The sequence below is a fragment of the Beduinella massiliensis genome (assembly GCF_900199405.1).
Lineage (GTDB): Bacteria > Bacillota > Clostridia > Christensenellales > Aristaeellaceae > Beduinella > Beduinella massiliensis.
Map to the genome: position 1 here is coordinate 3031927 of NZ_LT963430.1, position 13844 is coordinate 3045770.

The 13844-nt window shown below is 61.0% G+C and carries 11 protein-coding genes; all 11 read right to left on the reverse strand.

The genetic code is table 11. From position 1 onward, the window contains the following. Window positions 1-111: 111 nt before the first annotated feature. The 11 genes from ftsH to C1725_RS14785 all read right to left on the reverse strand — a co-directional run bounded on the left by ftsH (window position 112) and on the right by C1725_RS14785 (window position 13711). Window positions 112-1965 (reverse strand): ATP-dependent zinc metalloprotease FtsH, encoded by a 1854-nt coding sequence (gene ftsH, locus C1725_RS14735; protein WP_102412325.1) that lies wholly within the window; start codon window positions 1963-1965, stop codon window positions 112-114. A 136-nt stretch (window positions 1966-2101) separates the two neighbouring features. Then, on the reverse strand, window positions 2102-3079 hold the full coding sequence (locus tag C1725_RS14740; protein ID WP_102412326.1) for a GH25 family lysozyme: 978 nt from the start codon (window positions 3077-3079) through the stop codon (window positions 2102-2104). Between the two features lie 60 nt (window positions 3080-3139). Then, window positions 3140-3898: a TSUP family transporter gene (locus C1725_RS14745; RefSeq protein ID WP_102412327.1), complete on the reverse strand. Its 759-nt coding sequence runs from the start codon at window positions 3896-3898 to the stop codon at window positions 3140-3142. Window positions 3899-3985: 87 nt separating this feature from the next. Further along, on the reverse strand, window positions 3986-5323 hold the full coding sequence (locus C1725_RS14750) for an aspartate kinase (RefSeq protein ID WP_102412328.1): 1338 nt from the start codon (window positions 5321-5323) through the stop codon (window positions 3986-3988). A 163-nt stretch (window positions 5324-5486) separates the two neighbouring features. Beyond that, window positions 5487-6071 (reverse strand): GNAT family N-acetyltransferase, encoded by a 585-nt coding sequence (locus C1725_RS14755; RefSeq protein WP_346026701.1) that lies wholly within the window; start codon window positions 6069-6071, stop codon window positions 5487-5489. A 152-nt stretch (window positions 6072-6223) separates the two neighbouring features. Next, window positions 6224-6559, reverse strand: coding sequence for a HEAT repeat domain-containing protein (locus C1725_RS14760; protein ID WP_102412330.1), 336 nt, complete (start codon window positions 6557-6559; stop codon window positions 6224-6226). Window positions 6560-6671: 112 nt separating this feature from the next. Beyond that, on the reverse strand, window positions 6672-7901 hold the full coding sequence (locus tag C1725_RS14765; RefSeq protein WP_102412331.1) for an ABC transporter permease: 1230 nt from the start codon (window positions 7899-7901) through the stop codon (window positions 6672-6674). Further along, window positions 7898-8587, reverse strand: coding sequence for an ATP-binding cassette domain-containing protein (locus C1725_RS14770; RefSeq protein WP_102412332.1), 690 nt, complete (start codon window positions 8585-8587; stop codon window positions 7898-7900). Before C1725_RS14770 ends, C1725_RS14765 begins: the two co-directional genes overlap by 4 nt. Before the next feature lie 18 nt (window positions 8588-8605). After that, window positions 8606-10318 (reverse strand): efflux RND transporter periplasmic adaptor subunit, encoded by a 1713-nt coding sequence (locus tag C1725_RS14775; protein ID WP_102412333.1) that lies wholly within the window; start codon window positions 10316-10318, stop codon window positions 8606-8608. 112 nt (window positions 10319-10430) lie between these two features. After that, entirely contained in the window at window positions 10431-12956 is a 2526-nt protein-coding gene (locus C1725_RS14780) for a YfhO family protein (RefSeq protein ID WP_102412334.1), read from the reverse strand. After that, the gene (locus C1725_RS14785; RefSeq protein ID WP_102412335.1) at window positions 12953-13711 is read right to left on the reverse strand and encodes an HAD hydrolase-like protein; all 759 of its coding nucleotides are present in this window, start codon (window positions 13709-13711) and stop codon (window positions 12953-12955) included. The genes C1725_RS14780 and C1725_RS14785 overlap by 4 nt, the downstream gene beginning before the upstream one ends. Between the last annotated feature and the right edge of the window lie 133 nt (window positions 13712-13844).

Below are 13844 nucleotides of genomic sequence, written 5' to 3' on the forward strand. Positions count from 1 at the left end.
GTTTCTGGCTCCATTATAGCGCATCATGCCGCCGGAATAAAGTCTGATCTGATCCGCGCGCCCCTAAAACGCAGAGGACGCGGACGTTTTTTCGTCCGCGCCATAATGTGGTTATTCGTCTTCTTCCTGCGTTCCTTCCGGCGGCAGCTCCGGAACCCGGTTGAGGATTTCCATGAACTCGTCGCCCGTGATCGTTTCTTTGTCCAGCAGGTACTTCGCCAGCTCGTGCAGCTTGGGCTTGTTGTCCTCCAGAATCCGCTTGGCCTGCGCGTGTGCGTTCCGGATGATCGAAACGACCTCCGCGTCCACTTTCGCCGCGGTATCCGCCGAGCACATCAGCGCCGCGTCACCGCCCAGATACGGGTTGTTCACCGTCTCCAGCGCGGTCATGTCAAACGAGTCGCTCATGCCCAGGCGCGTGATCATCGCGCGCGCCAGCTTGGTCGCCTGCTCGATGTCGTTGGAGGCCCCGGAGGTGACGGAGCCGAAGATCAGCTCTTCCGCCGCGCGCCCGCCGGTGAACGTGGTAATCTTGTCGAGGATCTGCTCGCGCGTCATCAACACCTGATCCTGATCGTCCACCTGCATGGTATAGCCGAGCGCGCCCGAAGTGCGCGGCACGATGGTGATCTTGTGCACCGGCGCGGAATGGTTCAGCTTAGCGGCGACCAGCGCGTGGCCGACCTCATGATAGGAAACCGTCAGCTTGTCCTTCATGGAGATCACGGCGTTCTTGCGCTGATAGCCCGCGATGACCGTCTCCACCGCTTCCTCGAGATCCTGCTGCTCGACCAGCGCACGTCCCGCCTTGACGGCGGCCAGCGCGCCTTCATTGATGATGTTGGCCAGCTCTGCGCCCGACGCGCCCGACGTAGCCCGCGCGATGGCGGTAAAGTTGACGTCTTTGCTCATCTTGACGGCGCGGGCATGCACCCGCAGGATCGCCTCGCGCCCCTGCAGGTCCGGCAGTTCGACAGGCACGCGCCGGTCGAAGCGGCCCGGCCGCAGCAGCGCCTTATCCAGGGATTCCGGACGGTTGGTCGCCGCGAGAATGACGACGCCCTTGCCCGCGTCAAAGCCGTCCATCTCGGTCAGAAGCTGGTTGAGCGTCTGCTCGCGCTCGTCGTTGCCGCCCATGGGGCCGGAATCGCGCTTTTTGCCGATGGCGTCGATCTCGTCGATGAAGACGATGCAGGGCGCCTTTTCGCCCGCCTGCTTGAACAGGTCGCGCACGCGCGCCGCGCCCATGCCGACGAACATTTCCACGAATTCAGAGCCGGAAATCGAGAAGAAGGGCACCTTCGCTTCGCCCGCGACCGCCTGCGCCAGCAGCGTCTTGCCTGTGCCCGGAGGGCCCACCAGCAGCGCGCCCTTGGGCAGCTTCGCGCCGATATCCTTGTATTTTTCGGGCTGGTGCAGGAAATCGACGATCTCGGTGAGCGCCTCCTTGGCCTCGTCCTGGCCCGCCACGTCGTTAAACGTCTTGCCCGTCTGGGCGGCGACGTAGACCTTGGCGTTGGACTTGCCGAAGCTCATGGTGTTTCCGCCCATACGCTTGGACATCTGCTTGAACAGGAACTGCCCCAGTACCCAGAAAATCAGGATCGGGAACACCCACGAGAGCAGGAAGCTCAATAGCGGAGACATTTCCTCCTGCACGACGCGTCCGTACCGGACGTTCGCGTCGTTTAGGCGGTCGACGAGTTTCTCATCCTCCATTCGTCCCGTCACGTAGATCTTGCGGCTCGTCTCATCCGAGGAGGAGAAAGCGATCTGCGTCTCATCGACCTGCACCTCGCCGACCTTTCCGTCCTGCAGCATCGTGAGGAAGGTAGAGTAGTCCACCTGTTCGATGTTGCGCTGGGAGAGCATCGGCACCAGCGTGGCGTTGAGGAGCATGATGACGACGAGAACGATCAGGTAATAGTAAATCAGGGGTTTTTTAGGGTTTTTGACGTCGTTCATGCGATGTATCACCCTTTCTGCGGCATAGCCGCCGTGCATTCTTCGCTCGTATGGGTGTTATTATAGTAGAAGCAGCGCCGCGCGTCAATCGGCGCTGCTCCAAATGTCGATTTCTCTACACACAATGTCGAATCGTTCACTTGTAAACGGGTATAAACAGCTCCTGTCCGACGTAGATCAGATGGACGTCCCGGATGTGGTTCAGATCCGCAATCGCCCGGACGCTCGTGTCGTAGCGCGCAGCGATGCGGGACAGCGTATCGCCACGGCGCACGATGTAGGAAACCGTGTGCATCGGGACGCAGGTACACGTATAGGAAGGCCCCGGCGTGCGCGTCGGCCGAGGCGTCGCGGTCGGGCCGGGCGTCGTCGTGGGGCACGGCGTCGCGGTCGGTTCCGGCGTTCTACTGGGCACGGGCGTCGCGGTCGGCTCCGGTTCGTTCAAGAACATCAGGGGCGTAAAGTGGTCCAGGTCGACGTTTCCGGAAATACCGGCAATCTGCCCGCGATCCGAATACTGCCAGCCCGCCCATACGTCCCACTTGCCGTTCGGCTCCGGGGAATCGACGCCATAATTGGCGACCCAGAGCGGATACCTTGTAAGCCGCTCGTCCCACAGCGAACGCGCCGCCCATGCGTCCGAATAAATCACCATTTCCTTCCCGGTCAGCCGCTCCGTCTCCTCCAGGAACGCGAGCACGATGTCGTTCGCCTCGCGGTCGCTCAGTCCGCTCGCGCGCTCAAAGTCCACGGCCAGCCTGCAATCGGGCTGCGTGCCTTCGATCGTCTCCGCGAAAAAGCGCGCCTGTTCCCGCGCCTCCGCCTGCGAACGGGCGGTCATGAAGTGGTAAAACCCGATCTTGAAGCCCTGCGCCTTGAACCCGGCATAGTTTCGCCGAAAACGCGTGTCAATAACCGTGCTTCCTTCGCTGGAACGGATATAAACGACCTGTACGTCGGATTCGCGTACCCTTGCGAAGTCGATTTCCCCCTGCCACACGCTGACGTCGATGCCGGGCAGGATTTCCCCCGCGGGCGGAAAGACGTCCGCGGCGCCTAGGCAGGGACAGATCGCCAGCGTCAGGAGCAGCCATAGCGCCCCGATTTTCTTCATCAATGCAAAGCACCCCCTCACCCGCAGCGTATGCTAAGGGCGAGCGTGGGGTGCGGCCGGTCACAGGATGTTTGAAGCCAGGTTCAGGAGCAGCAGTGCAAGCACGATCAGCAGCATCACGCGCACCACGCGCTCCCCGCCGCGGATCGCCAGATGCGCGCCCGCGAGGTTGCCGAGCAGGCCGAACGCAGCCGCGGGCAGTCCGAGCAGGAAGAGGATGTTGCCCGCGACGATCTGCGTCGCGAGCGAGGCGACGTTGCTCGCGAGATTCACGACCTTCGCGGTGCCGCTGGCGGTTACGGCCTCCATGCCCACGACCAGGGTAAAGAGCAGAATCAAAAACGTACCCGTTCCCGGACCGACTAGCCCGTCGTACAGGCCGACGGCGAAGCCGATACCCCCGCAGACCGGAAGACGCCAGCGTTTCGGCAGCGCAAAACGCGCGCGGAGCTCTCCCCTTCTGAGGAGCACTACTGCCGCGACGATCGGGATGACCACGACCATCATGCGCACGACGAAGCCGTCCGGCAGCGCGTTGAAGGCCTTCGTGCCCAGCCAGGAACCCGGCAGGGCCAGCGCTGCGGAGACGAGCGCGCAGGGCACGTCCATCCGTCCGCATCGCTTATAGCGCGCCGTCGCCGCGGCCGTTCCGATGGCGGCGGACAGCTTGTTGGTCCCGATGGCGACGTGCGCGGGCAGGCCGGTCGCGAGATATGCCGGAATTGAAATCAGCCCGCCCCCGCCGGCGACGGAGTCGATGAGGCCCGCCAGGAAGCACAGCGGGCAGACGATCAGCAGCATCATGGGCGTGACGTTCAAGAAACCGCCCTTCTTTCTTCTTTTGCATTTAAAAAGGAGAAGCGGGAGGCCTCCGCCCCCCGCACAAATCGTTCCGGCGTCTTCCGGTCAGGCACGTTCCCTGTCCGCGTCCGTCACGAACGCGCGGTAAATGGCGCGCACCGCGTTTTCAAAGTCCAGATTATCCACGCCCACGATGATGTTCAGCTCGCTGGAGCCCTGATCGATCATGCGCACGTTGATGCCCGCGCGCTGGAGCGCATTGAACAGCTTGGCCGACGTGCCCTTCGAGCGAACCATGCCGCGGCCCACCGTCGCGATGAGCGCCAGACCGGAATGAATTTCCACGGAATCCGGATCCGTCAATTCGTAAATGCGGTGCACCAGCTGATCGCGCTTGCCGTCGAGCATGCGCTCGTGGCAGACGACGCACATCGTGTCGATGCCCGTCGGCAGGTGTTCAAAGGAAATGCCGTTCTCCTCCACCGCCTGCAGCACGCGGCGTCCAAAGCCCAGCTCCGCGTTCATCATCGCCTTCTCGACGGCGACGATCGCAAAGTCCTTGTGGCCCGCGATGCCGGTGATCACGTAGTCGTTGTCCATGTCTTCCGCGTCGTGCGAAATCAGCGTACCCGGTTCGTCCGGCGCGTTGGTGTTGCGGATATTCGTGGGAATGCCTGCCATGCGCACGGGGAAAATCGCGTCCTCGTGCAATACGCTCGCACCCATGTACGAGAGCTCCCGCAATTCCCTGTACGTCACGTGCCGGATCGGCCTCGGGTTTCTGACGATGCGCGGATCGGCCATCAGGCAGCCCGAAACGTCCGTCCAGTTCTCGTACAGATCCGCGTGCACCGCCCGCGCGACGATCGCGCCCGAGATGTCGCTGCCTCCGCGCGAAAAGGTGTGCACCGTCCCGTCGGGCATGCGCCCGTAAAAGCCCGGCACCACCGCATAGGGGTGCGCCCTCAGCAGCTTGGACAGCGCGTCCTGCGTGGCGTTCTGGTCGAGCCTGCCCTCCTCGTCGAAGAGGATGCCGTCCGCCGCGTCCACGAAGTCCCACCCCAGATAATCCGCGAGCAGAATGCCGTTTAAGTATTCGCCGCGGCTGGCCGCGTAGTCCGGCTGCGCGCTCGTGCGGATGCCCTCGCGAACCTCCAGCAGGCGATCCTCCAGCGGCGTATCCAGGGAAAGCTCCTGCGCGATGCCGCGGTACCTGCCCGCAATCGTCTCAAACAATTCGTCAAAGTCCTCGCCCGAACGCGCAAGGCGGTGGCATTCGTACAGCATATCGGTGATCTTCTTGTCCCGCGGCATGCGCTTGCCCGGCGCGGAGGGCACGACGTAGTGGCGCGCCGGATCGCTCAAGAGGATTTCTTTCACCTTGGAAAACTGGCCCGCATCGGCCAGGGAACTGCCGCCAAATTTGGATACCTTAATCTCCATACGGAATCCCTCCGTTATTCCATAATGCCAACCCCGACTAATGCACCATTGTAATGGAACAAAGCGCAAAAATCAATACAATGCCGCATATCCAGCGCAAAAAACGGCGAATTTCTGCGAAACACGCCGTCTTTTTAGACGCTTTGGGCAGACATCGTTCGCTTCATCGTATGCCGCTTCGGGGATGGGGGTGCGCTTCCCACTCCTCTCTCAAGACGGCCATGCGCAGGATGTCGCGGTAGGCGCCGCGCGAAAACTCCTGTGCGCGAAGCACGCCCTCCCGCACGAATCCGCAGGCCTCGTAGCAGCGGACGGCCCGCTCGTTTTCCGCGAACACCTCCAGGCCTACCCTGTGCAGATTCAGGCTTTCAAAGCCAAAGCCCAGCATGAGCGAAAGCGCCTCCCGCCCGTAGCCCTGGCCGCGCTCCGCCGCCCTCGCCAGCACCATGCCCAGCTCCGCGTAACGGTTGACAGGATGCACGAACAGGAAATCGATCTGGCCAAGATACGCGCCGTCCTCCCGCCTTGCGACGATAAAATGATAGCCGTCCGCCTTTCCCGCCAGGATGTTTTGCATGTACTGCTCGGTTTGCAGCGCCGTATGCGGCGCGAGGAACGCGCCCGACAGGTAGCGCGTCGTCTCGGGATCGTTCACCCATGCGCGGATCGCCGGGAAGTCCTCCTCGCGGTATTCGCGCAGCATCACCCGCTCGCCCAGAATGTGCGGCATCGCTCCACCAACTTTCATTCGCTTCACCCGCGGATTAGTCTTGTCCTTCCAGCTGCGATTCATCCGCACGGTTTTGAGCATCATAACACGGCGAGCCGTCCGGCGCAAGGCCGGACGGCACAAAAAATGAAGGGCTTCCGTTTTCAGGAAACCCTTCGTTTTTTGATTGTTTACTTGACGTCCGACGTGATGGAATGCAGCGCCACCTGAAGCGCTTCCTTGACCTCGGCGTCCGCCTCGATGGACATCTGATGGCTCACGTGCATGCGCGTGCGCGGGTCCTTCATCTCGCCCATCGCCTTGGCCGTCGCCAGGCGAATCTGCTTGTCAGGCGAATGCAGCATCGAAACCAGCGCGTTTACCGCCGCCTCGCCGCCGACCTTGCCCAAGCCGCCGATGGCCGCCACCGCCGTCTCCAGATGCTTGTCTTCCGCGAGCTGTGCCAGCTTCTCCGCGTTTTTCTTCTCGACGAGATGCTCTACCTTGTTTGCACTGTTGCCAAACATTTTAAAGACCTCCACATGCTCAATTTAGCGCGATCTCCGCGTTGTCCTGTTAGTTAGATTGTATTCCAAAGCAACTAATTCGTCAACGCCCATCTTCTGCCGGTCAGTCGCATTAATCGTAGTGCAGCGCCTCGATCGGGCGCAGCTTGGAGGCCTTGCTCGCCGGATACAGGCCGAAGATGATGCCGACCGCCATCGAGAAGCCCACGGCCAGCTGCACCACGCCTGGAGACATGGCGAGCGTCATGGAAAGCACGCCCTCCAATACGTCCATCAGCAGCGCGCCAAACAGGAGGCCAAGCAGACCGCCGAGGCCGGAAATGACGATCGCCTCGATCAGGAACTGGAGCAGAATGTTCCGCCGCTTGGCCCCGATGGCCTTGCGAATGCCGATTTCGCGCGTGCGCTCGGTGACGGAAACGAGCATGATGTTCATGATGCCGATGCCGCCCACCAGCAGCGAAATGCCCGCGATGCCGCCCAGCATGAGCGTGAGCGTGCTCGTCGTCTCGTCTACCGCGGAGAGCATCTCGCTCTGGTTCATGACCGAATAGGAGCTCTCGTTCTGATAGCGCTTATACAGGTAGCTTTCGATGTACTCCTGTGCCGCGTCCACGGTCGTGGCATCCGTCGCAGAGATGCTGATAGAGGAAATGCTGGTGCTCTCCAGCAGGCGCTGGGCCAGCGTAAAGGGGATGACGACCACCTCGTCCGATGAGGAACCGCCGGAGCTCCCCTTGCTTTCCAGCACGCCGACGATCTTGAACTGCCGGCCGCTGATGGACATCGTGTTGCCCACCACGTTCGTCGTGCCGAAGAGGTCCTCCGCGATGTCCACGCCCACGACGCATACCGCGCTTCGGTTGTCCACGTCCGCCTGGATGATGTAGCGGCCCTCCGCTACGCCCTGATTGCGGATGTCCTTATAGGAGGGCAACACGCCCATGATGGAGGTGGTGGTATTGTTGCTGCCCGCCTTCACCGTGAGGTTCCCGGTGACCGTCGGGGAAACGGAAGCGATCGCCGCGCTGTCCTCCCAGGAAAGCACGTCGTCCATCTTGAGGATGACCGTGCCGCGCTGTGAGCTGCCGCCGCCAAAGCCGGGGAATCCGCCGAAGCCTCCCCGCCTGCCGGTGGAGCGGGTCTGAATGGAAACCGTCAGCAGGTTTGTGCCCATGCTCTGGATCGATTCGCTGACTGCGGCGGTGGTGCCCTGTCCGATGGCAATGAGCACGACCACCGACATGACGCCGATGATGACGCCGAGCATCGTCAGGCAGGCACGGACCTTGTTGGCCTTGATGGCCTTGAAAGCCATGGAGATGGTTTGTACGAACATCATATGACCACCTCGCTTTCATGCGCGGGCTCGAGCACCCGCCCGTCGTGGATATGAATGCTGCGCGGGGCCTGCGAGGCGATGGCCGGATCGTGTGTGATGAGCACGATGGTATTGCCCGCCGCGTGCAGCTCGTGAAACATGCGCATGATTTCCGTGCCCGTCTTGGAATCGAGGTTGCCCGTAGGTTCGTCGGCGAGGATCAGCGAGGGCTTCGTCACGAGTGCGCGGGCGATGGCCACGCGCTGCTGCTGACCGCCGGAGAGCTCCGTCGGCTTGTGATCCATGCGTTCCAGAAGCCCCACGCGGTCCAGCACCTCCTCGCTCAGCCTGTGCCGTCTGCCCGCGCTCATGCCCTGGTACACGAGCGGCAGCTCCACATTTTCCTGTGCCGTCATTTTGGACAGCAGATTGAACTGCTGAAAGACGAAACCGATCTTCCTGCCCCGGATGACCGCGAGCTCATCCTCCGTATAATCGTTGATTTCCTGTCCATCGAACAGGTAGGTACCCTCGTCGGCCATGTCCAGGCAGCCGATGATGTTCATCAGCGTCGATTTGCCGGAACCGGACGGACCGATGATGGAGACGAACTCGTGCGGCCGGATGGAGATGTCCACGCCGTCCAGGGCATTCACGACGTTGTCGCCCATCCGATACTCCTTTCGCACGCCACGCATCTGGATCATGTTACATTTCTCCTCTCATCAAAACCCGCCCGGCATGCCGGCGGGCATACCGTCGGGCATGCCGCCGTTGCTCCTGCTCCGGCTGCTGCTATCTCCGCCCCGGTTACCGCCTGTGGAACCGCCGGTCATCATCGTCATGCCGCCGAGATTCACCGTCATGCTGCCGGAGGAAGAAGAGCTCGTGCTCTCGTAGAGCACGGCCTGCCCTTCGTTCAGGCCTGAGAGGATTTCCGCGTAGTCGTCGTTCATGAGGCCTACCTCGACCGTCTGATAGCTGCCCGTCGAGCCGCCGGAGGACGTCAGCACGCAATACTGGTCGTTGATCGTCATCAGCGCCTCGACCGGGATGTAAAGCGCGTCGTCCACATGCGCGACCTGCACCTCACCCGTCGCGTTCATGCCCGCCTTGATGCCCGTGCCCGCCGCGTCGAAGGAGAGCTTCACGTCGTAGGTGGTGACGCCGCTCTCGCCGGAGCCGACCGGAGCGACCTTTTGGACGACGCCCTCGACCTCGAGATCGGTCAGCGCGTCCACGGTGATGATGACCTTCTGCCCCGGCTCGACGGAGACGACGTCCAGCTCGTCGACCGCGATGGTCAGCGTCATGTCCTCGCCCTGCAGGATCGAAAGCAGCGCGGAACCCGAGGTCACGTCGTCGCCGACGTCGATCTCCTCAATGGAGGCGATCACGCCGTCGCAGGGCGCCAGCACGATGAGGTTCTCGCGGTTTTCCTTGGCCGTAGCCAGTTCCCCGGCCGCCGTCTCCCGCTGAATGCGCAGGTTCTCCTGCGTCAGCGTCAGCGGCGAATCATCCAGCGCGTAGATCACGTCCTTGCGGTTGATCTCGTCGCCCACGTTTACGCGGATCTGGCGAATGGTTCCGCCATAGGCCGAGACGGCCATAGGCTTGTTGATCTGAAGCGCGCCCGTGCCGACCACGTCGCCGAGGCCGTTTGAAACCGTCACCTGGGCGTCCATGGGCAGCGTGTCGTCGTTCACGGTAACGACCGCCTTGGTGCCCTGCATGTACAGGTCGGTCACCTCACCCTCCACGGAGAACGTGGAGCCCACGACCGAACCGCTACCGCCGACGAAGAGCGTATCGCCCAGCTGCACGCTCGTGCCCGCCGCCACGTCGAATTCAACCTTCATCCGCCCGTCCGTCGAGAGAAGCGCGACCGCGCCGTAGCGGCGGTAAACGGCCAGCGCGTCGTCGCCCACCTGGCCATAAAGCTTCATTACGCGGCCAGCGATCGGGGATTTGACCGCCGCCACCGTGGCCCCGGGCGACGTGCCCATGATTTCATCGTCGAGCTCCCAAAGGGCGTATTCCAAATCCTGAATTTCAGCGTCGAGATCGTCATTTTGAAGCACTGCGAGGATGTCTCCCTGCTTGACCTCGTCGCCGATGTCTACGCGAAGCTCCGCGAGCTTTCCATCCGTCTGAACGGTGACGGTAGGCTGATTGGCCGCCTGAATCATGCCCGTACCGTAGATCGACTTGTCCAGCGAACCGCGCATGGCGCTTGCCGACACGTAAGAGGTCGCAGAGGCCGCCGTGTTTTCCGTGGTCTTATCCAAATAATATCGGTAGCCAAAAAATGCGGCTACCGCCAGGATTGCTATCCAGACGACCCACTTCACAATGCGTTTGACCGTGCGCTTCACGCGGCGCGCATTCCTCTTTTTCTTCGGGGGAACCGATGGGGTTTGCTGAACCTGCTCGCTCATATTCCTAAAGCCTCCTTCGCTTGATGAGCAAAGTGTAAAGGAAAAATACGGCTGAAATATGGCGCAAAACGGAAGAAAGGCAAACGACTTTCGCCGTTTGCCCTTCAAACGCTCATATTCGATCTCTCTGCTTGAATCGTCCTGCCAGAAAGGTCAGCGCGCAGACAGCCGCGCCCAATGCAGATAAGCACAGTCCCAGCCCAAGGCCTTGTGGCCTGTAGGAAAAGCGGATGCTGTGTTCTCCCTCCGACACATTCACGCCTAAAAACATCCCAAGTATTTTTCTGGCCGTCGCCGGTTTACCGTCGATGTACAGCGAGAAGCCCGAGTCAAAAGGCAGCGTGAAGAGGAGCACTCCGTCTCGCTTCGCGGTAAAGCAGCCCACCCCGCCATCCTGCGTGAAGCGTTCCCATTCAACACCCCCGGCAGCGAGCTCCTCGGAAACCCGCGCGAGCGCTTTTGTCTCCTCATAGTAAAGCTGCGCGGGACGCATTTTCACCCGCCCACCCATCAGCCGCAGACGTATCTCCACCCTTTCCCCTGCCGCGAACGTCCCCAAATACCGCGTTGAAAAGCATCCCTCCGATTGATACGCGTCCTTCGTCACACCATTAACCACCAGTCCGATCTCACAGTCGTACCCGTCCAGCGGGACGTAAAGGTACAGCGGCGCCTCCTCTTGCGCGATGAGGGTGAAGATCACATCGCTGTACGCCGCGCCGTATGCCGCAGCGTACACCCCCTCTTCCAGCTCCAAGGCGCCGTCCAAATGCGTCTCTACTACGCCATCATGGCGCGTGAAGACAGCCTTGCTTTCCGAAGCAAACGCCCCATAGATTTCGTTCAACCGCCTGAACGGCTCGCTGTCTGAGGACGCCAACGCATCCGGCGCCTCGCACGCAAAGGCCAAAGGCAAAGCATAAGGATTCCGCCAGACGTCTCCAAAGCTCGTCTTCTGCTGCCCCTCGTACAACGGCTCTTCCGCGAGGACGTACCGGATGCCGAGCAACGCGTCGGCTGCCAGGCTCGCCCCCTGCGCATATTGGGCAAAGATACCATTGTCCCGGTAGCCCAATGTGCGCAGAAAAAAGCGCACGTCATACCGAAGCATCGAACTGTAATGGGTAATCCCTGCGTACCCGTGAAGAAGCGGATCGTTTACGTTTAAAGCCCTTGCGTTCTCCATTCGGTAAAGCTCCGGATCCATCTCCGTCACGGCACGCACGGTTCGCTCCGTTTCGGCCTGTTCGTCACAAAAAGCGACCGTCGCTCCTGTCGGCAACAACTTCTGCAGGGTCTTCACCGTGTTCCCGCCCACGGAGAGCACGACCGCCAGCGCCAGTATGCCAACCTGAATCCGACGCATTCCCCGCAGGGAAAGGCCAACTGCGCATAGCAGCAGCAGGCAGGCATCCCAAAGAAATCCTTTCAAGCTTACGTCGGGCATGAGCAGGGCGCAGCTTCCGTAGGCAGCAATAATCACGCCCGCAACAATGCCGATCGTTCTGCATTCCAGCTCCTTCGCCGCCTTTATTTCTTCCTGTGCGCCGAGCACAAGAACAAAGCTGAGCAAAAAGGAAAAACGGTAGGGAAACCAGGTCGGCTCGTTGAGCCCGTGCATCAGGGTGCAAAGGAAGTTTTCGCAAAGAAAGAGGAGAAGCGATAAAAAAAGCAGCAAGATATGAACCCGTTCCCTGCGATCCCTTTTCCTGTGGATCACAAAGAGCGGGAAGAGCAGTACTGTAAGCATACCGCAGAATAAATTAGGCGGGCCGTAAGTGATGCCGGCAAGCGAAAAGGCGTCTGTGCGCAGTTGAAGCAGCGCATCCAAGGGAGCCAACCGCAGGCCGATCGCAGGCCATTGAAAGGCCGCCTTGCCTCCCCGCAGCGAAAACAGGGCCGGAACCCAGACGAACGCGCTCAGGCTTCCGGCCAACAAAGAAGCCGCCGCAAAATGCGCGAAGGACTTCCGTTTTCCCGTTATGAATGGAAGAGCAGACACGAACACGAGCACCGAAAAAATACAGAGCATGTATCCGATATAGTAACAAGATATGATGGCCGCCGCCAAAGAGACGACGTACAGCGTCATTCCACGTCCCTCAAGGATGCGCCGTATGCCCGCGTAAATGACCGGAGCGAGTAGGATGCCGTCCAGCCACATCAAATTATGAAAAAAGACCGCCACATATCCGCACAGGGCATATGAAAGCGACAGCAGCGGCGTTTCGGGTGTCTCACATCCCCGATCCCGCGCACAAAGGCAAAACGCAAGCCCGCAAAGGCCTATTTTCAAGCCGGTGACGAGAGTGACCGCTACATCCAGGCTTTGAATCGGAAAGAGCAAAAAGATCAAGTTCAGCGGGCTGAGCAGATAATACGCGGCAAGACCTGCGGTCGAAGAGCCAAGCTGCATGCCAAGCGCGTAATAGATACCCTGCCCACTGGTAAGCGCATGCTTCAGCGCGCCGTAAAAGCTCACGTACTGCGAACGCATATCGTATAGGAGCAGCGTCGCCGACCCAAAGGGTGCCACGCGCAGCCCGGCGCATACCGCAAGGAACATCCCCGCCGGCAGCAGAAACGCCGCCGCGCCGCGTCCCAGGGCACAGCGCCGTGTTTGCCTTCGCCCCGTCATGATTCATCCGCCGTGCCGTGCAGCACGCCCTCCCGGCAAAAACGTCTTGAGAGCGTCAGCACCTCGGCCATATCGCCCGCCAGCGCGTCCGCCTCCATCAGTTCTCCCACGCCGCCCGTTCCATACGTTACGCCTAAAGCCAGCGCGCCGGCCGCATGCGCCGCGCGCACGTCCGTTTCCCGGTCGCCGACACTCAGGGATCGGCACGCGCAAAGTTCCTTTTGCCAGCGGCAGATCCAGTCCGCCTTCGTCATACCCCGCGCAAACGCAGCCTTGCGGACGAAGAGATGCGCCATGCCGAACTTCTGCAGCGTCTGGCTCATATAGGAAGCGCTTCCGTTCGTCAACAGGCAGAGCGAAGCGTCCCCTTCGAGCGCGCGAAGCGTCTCCATCGCGCCGAAAAAGGGCCTCGCAAAGCGGCGAACGGCCTCATCCTCCGCTTTTGCCCAAAATGCCTCGAACTGCGACCGCCGTTCCGGGCCGATCCCCATCGCGCGGCAAACCTCGTCCGCACTGAGCCCGTTGAACGATTCGATCACATCCAAGGGCAGCGCCGGAAGGCCCATTCGTCCGAACACCTGCCTGCAAGCCTGAATCGACAGTTGATAGCTGTCCGATATCGTCCCGTCCAGGTTGAAGACGATCATCGGCAGCCCGTCCTCCGCTTCGCGCTCGGTCGGGGCGTAGACCATTCGGGGCGGTCTGGCAGGCCCCTGCGCCGCCTGGCCGGGCTTCGACTGTTTTTCCTGCGGCATCTCTTCTCCCCCTTCGCGCGCGTTCGTTTTTTCGCGCTCCACAGCCCGTATTATATGGTTTTTTCGCGTTTTATGCAAGCGCGGGGTAAAATTGTGCTCCGGTTCGACAGCATTCGACAAAGAAAGTGTTTAT

What these genes read in the sequence shown, in the direction of transcription:
- ftsH (WP_102412325.1), bottom strand. Translation starts at nt 1,965, where the DNA reads ATGAACGACGTCAAAAACCCTAAAAAACCCCTGATTTACTATTACCTG.
- C1725_RS14740 (WP_102412326.1), bottom strand. Translation starts at nt 3,079, where the DNA reads ATGAAGAAAATCGGGGCGCTATGGCTGCTCCTGACGCTGGCGATCTGT.
- C1725_RS14750 (WP_102412328.1), bottom strand. Translation starts at nt 5,323, where the DNA reads ATGGAGATTAAGGTATCCAAATTTGGCGGCAGTTCCCTGGCCGATGCG.
- C1725_RS14755 (WP_346026701.1), bottom strand. Translation starts at nt 6,071, where the DNA reads ATGAAAGTTGGTGGAGCGATGCCGCACATTCTGGGCGAGCGGGTGATG.
- C1725_RS14760 (WP_102412330.1), bottom strand. Translation starts at nt 6,559, where the DNA reads ATGTTTGGCAACAGTGCAAACAAGGTAGAGCATCTCGTCGAGAAGAAA.
- C1725_RS14765 (WP_102412331.1), bottom strand. Translation starts at nt 7,901, where the DNA reads ATGATGTTCGTACAAACCATCTCCATGGCTTTCAAGGCCATCAAGGCC.
- C1725_RS14770 (WP_102412332.1), bottom strand. Translation starts at nt 8,587, where the DNA reads ATGATCCAGATGCGTGGCGTGCGAAAGGAGTATCGGATGGGCGACAAC.
- C1725_RS14775 (WP_102412333.1), bottom strand. Translation starts at nt 10,318, where the DNA reads ATGAGCGAGCAGGTTCAGCAAACCCCATCGGTTCCCCCGAAGAAAAAG.
- C1725_RS14780 (WP_102412334.1), bottom strand. Translation starts at nt 12,956, where the DNA reads ATGACGGGGCGAAGGCAAACACGGCGCTGTGCCCTGGGACGCGGCGCG.
- C1725_RS14785 (WP_102412335.1), bottom strand. Translation starts at nt 13,711, where the DNA reads ATGCCGCAGGAAAAACAGTCGAAGCCCGGCCAGGCGGCGCAGGGGCCT.